Annotated in this window: 3 protein-coding genes and 1 pseudogene; 2 read left to right on the top strand and 2 right to left on the bottom strand. The window is 57.0% G+C overall.

Annotated elements, in window-relative coordinates; translation table 11 throughout:
- Positions 1-1,153 (top strand): efflux transporter outer membrane subunit (locus PMI29_RS21970; protein ID WP_007995649.1); only part of this gene is annotated, 1,153 nt, incomplete at its 5' end.
- A 136-nt stretch (positions 1,154-1,289) separates the two neighbouring features.
- Here the strand turns inward: PMI29_RS21970 and PMI29_RS30910 are convergent.
- Both PMI29_RS30910 and PMI29_RS21965 read right to left on the bottom strand, forming a co-directional pair.
- Positions 1,290-1,479 (bottom strand): annotated as a pseudogene (locus PMI29_RS30910) (pyridoxal-phosphate dependent enzyme); the annotation flags it as partial.
- 198 nt (positions 1,480-1,677) lie between these two features.
- Complete coding sequence (locus PMI29_RS21965) at positions 1,678-2,199, bottom strand: hypothetical protein (protein WP_007995650.1); 522 nt, start codon at positions 2,197-2,199, stop codon at positions 1,678-1,680.
- Positions 2,200-2,609: 410 nt separating this feature from the next.
- Between PMI29_RS21965 and PMI29_RS21960 the strand changes: the two genes are divergently transcribed.
- Positions 2,610-3,869, top strand: a complete 1,260-nt coding sequence (locus PMI29_RS21960) for an OprD family porin (protein ID WP_007995652.1) — start codon at positions 2,610-2,612, stop codon at positions 3,867-3,869.
- The last annotated feature ends 36 nt before the right edge of the window (positions 3,870-3,905 follow it).

Here is a 3,905-nt window from a genome sequence, read left to right on the forward strand (position 1 = left end):
TGTCTCGGCCAACGGCACCGGCAGCCGTCAGCACGTTCCGGCTAATGCTTCGCAAACCGGCGAAGCCGGCATCACCAGCTCCTACTCGGCCACGGTCGGGGTCAGCGCCTATGAACTCGACCTGTTCGGTCGCATTCGCAGCCTGAACGAAGAAGCGTTGCAGAAGTACTTCGCCACCGAAGAAGGCCGTCGCAGCACCCAGATCAGCCTGGTGGCCAGTGTGGCCAATGCCTACCTGACCTGGCAGGCCGACAAGGAACTGTACAAGCTGACCCAGGACACCCTCGCCACCTTCGAGGAGAGCTACAAGCTCACCGCCCGCAGCAACGAAGTCGGCGTCGCCTCGGCCCTGGACCTGGCACAGTCGCGCACCTCGGTGGAAAACGCCCGTGCGCAACTGGCCAAGTACACCCGTCAGGTCGCTCAGGATGAGAACAGCCTGGTGCTGCTGCTCGGCACTGGAGTCCCGGCCAATCTGCAAGCGGCCAAACCACTTGACGACGACTTGCTGAGCGACGTTCCTCCCGGCCTGCCATCGGACCTGCTGCATCGTCGTCCGGACATCCTTCAAGCCGAGTACAACCTGAAGGCCGCCAACGCCAACATCGGCGCAGCGCGGGCTGCGTTCTTCCCGAGCATCAGCCTCACGGCCAATGCCGGCACCCTGAGCCCGGACCTGTCCGGTCTGTTCAAGGGTGGTTCGGGCACCTGGCTGTTCCAGCCGCAGATCAACCTGCCGATCTTCAACGCCGGCGCCCTGAGCGCCAGCCTGGATTACTCGAAAATCCAGAAAGACATCAGCGTGGCGAACTACGAGAAGTCCATTCAAACGGCCTTCCAGGAAGTTGCCGACGGCCTGGCCGCCCGCCAGACCTACGTCCAGCAGTTGCAGGCACAGAAAGATTTCGTCAGTGCCAACCAGGCGTACTACGGCCTTGCCGAGCGTCGTTACCGCATCGGTGTCGACAGCAACCTGACCTTCCTCGATGCCCAGCGTCAGCTGTTCAGTGCGCAACAAGTGTTGATCACCGACCGTCTGGCGCAACTGGTCAGCCAGGTCAACCTGTACAAGGCCCTGGGTGGTGGCTGGAACGAACAGACGGCGCAGAACGAGCCGTTGAAAGAAGAAGCGCCGAAGATGAAGATGTTCTGATCGGCATGCGCTCACAAGGATGATTGACTGATCCTTGAGGCTCACGAAAATCCGGAATTCCACCAAGGATTCCGGTTTTTTTATGCCTGCCCCAAAGGTGTCGCGTACACACCTGACGTCAAATCCGAGCCAGCGCCTGGGCGCGGCCGACCAGGGCCAGACCCAGGCCGGTGTTGCCAGCACACATTGGCCTCGACGATGGTACCGCCGGAATGCAGGCGTCCGTCGCGTTCAGCGGTGTCGATCATCGTCAGGCCGATACGGTCCTTGATCGAACCGCCGGGGTTCTGCGATTCGAGCTTGAGAAACAGCGTGCAGGAACCGGTAATGCCCCGATACGAACGATAAGCGCCAGACGGTGACGAACGAGCCGATGAAAAAGCCTCGTCATAGCGCGTAAGAGGTTCTGTTTCACAAGTAAGAAAAAACCCACGCCAGTGCTCCATGACATGGGTTTTCGATCAGAACTTTAGCTCGACCACATCACGCACTTATCACTCTTGGCCACGCGCCTCCAAACGCTTTTATTTCGGCACTCTCAATCGAAAAGTCGGACATGAGAAAACCACATCCCGCGGTTTCTCCTCGCTGTAATCAATATAATTAAAACTAAAATGCCCCTCAATGACATCAAACCCACCTTCCTCGGTGATGAACAAGACAGTAAGCGAACCACGCGATTCCGACTGAGGATAGCCCGTACTGCCGTGCCTGAAGAACTCTGCCTGTACCTCATTGGCGCCCCATCCTATTTGATGAGAGCCAACCTTTAATTCATCCCCCCAAAAAGCCAACTCCGTATGCGGATCTTCCTTCTTGGCGAGCAAAAAGAAATAATGAGGTTCCCTTAGCCAATAAAAATATAGTTCCTCGCGCTCACTATTCCCGCGGAACTCAATATCGACATTGTCCCCATCGTCAATTTTAAGTCTCCCGTTTATCACCCCCTGCACAGCGGGGATATTCAGCACGGGAATTTTTCTGCCTTCAACAACAACCTGCCCATTATTTTCTTTAACAACTCTCTTTTTCTTTAAGGTTTCCATAGGCCACCATATCTCAAGCGATCATTAACAACCAAACAACACATTAAACCTATGCCACAGCCTTCCCTCTTACAACTATCAGAACTACCAGGCTGATATACACCAAAGCCAGAACATTCTGTTTAATCCCTTGCACGCCCTTATTAGCCAAATCGAAAGCACACCTGCGCGAACGCTCATACTTTCGTTCGATAATCGCCCAAAACCCGCTTTCAGCAATTGAACCATCCAGTACATTCCCCGCACCATCCGATCGACAAAACCAATAACAACAGGTTCGACACCATGCCCCCGCGCCCTGCCCTCTCCGGCTGATCCGCTTCGCTATTGATGATTTCAAATATTCGTCTGCAACCCCGGGTTGCGGCATCACCCCGTTTCATCCCCAAGAATTAGAGAGACCCGAGCCCATGACGCCTTCTCCCGCGCAGTACTTCGTTCCCGGCCTGATCGCCATTGCCCTGGCCAGCGCGGCCCTGCCCGCCAGTGCCGAAGAGCCGGGTTTTGTCGAAGGGGCCAAGGTCAACCTGAACCTGCGCAACTTCTACATCAACCGCAACTTCACCAACCCGACCAAGGCCCAGGGCAAGGCTGAAGAGTGGACGCAAAGCTTCATTCTCGATGCCAAATCCGGCTTTACCCAAGGCACCGTCGGGTTCGGCATGGATGTGCTCGGTTTGTATTCGGTGAAGCTCGACGGCGGCAAAGGCACCGGCGGGACACAACTGCTGCCGCTGGATCATGACGGCCGCCCTGCAGACAACTTCGGCCGCACCAACGTGGCGTTCAAGGCCAGGCTGTCGCAGACCGAGGTGAAGGTTGGCGAATGGATGCCGGTGCTGCCAATCCTGCGTTCCGACGACGGTCGTTCGTTGCCGCAAACTTTCCGTGGTGGCCAGATCACGTCGAAGGAAATCAATGGCCTGACGCTCTATGGCGGCCAGTTCCGCCAGAACAGCCCGCGCGACGACAGCAGCATGGGCGACATGTCGATGACCGGCAAAGCCGCGTTCACCTCTGACCGTTTCAACTTCGAGGGCGGCGAGTACGTGTTCAACGACAAACGCACCCAGATCGGTCTGTGGAATGCCGAGCTCAAGGACATCTACAGCCAGCAATTCATCAATCTGATCCACAGCCAGCCGCTTGGCGACTGGACCCTGGGCGCCAACCTCGGCTTCTTCTACGGCAAGGATGACGGCAGCGCCCGGGCTGGCGAACTGGACAACAAAACCATGTACGGTTTGTTCTCGGCCAAACACGGCGGCCACACGTTCTACGTCGGCCTGCAAAAACTCACCGGCGACAGCGCCTGGATGCGGGTCAACGGCACCAGCGGCGGCACACTGGCCAACGACAGCTACAACTCCAGCTACGACAATGCCCGGGAAAAGTCCTGGCAGGTACGCCACGACTACAACTTCGTCGCCCTCGGCGTACCGGGCCTGACCCTGATGAACCGCTATATCAGCGGCGACAATGTGCACACCGGCAGCATCACCGATGGCAAGGAATGGGGGCGTGAAAGTGAACTGGGCTACACCGTGCAGAGCGGTGCGCTGAAAGACCTGAACCTGAAATGGCGCAACTCGACCATACGCCGCGACTACAGCAACAACGAGTTCGACGAGAACCGGTTGATCATCAGCTATCCGATCAGTTTGCTGTAAATACAAAACAAATGTGGGAGCGAGCTTGCTCGCGAT

Source organism: Pseudomonas sp. GM49 (genome assembly GCF_000282355.1).
Lineage (GTDB): Bacteria > Pseudomonadota > Gammaproteobacteria > Pseudomonadales > Pseudomonadaceae > Aquipseudomonas.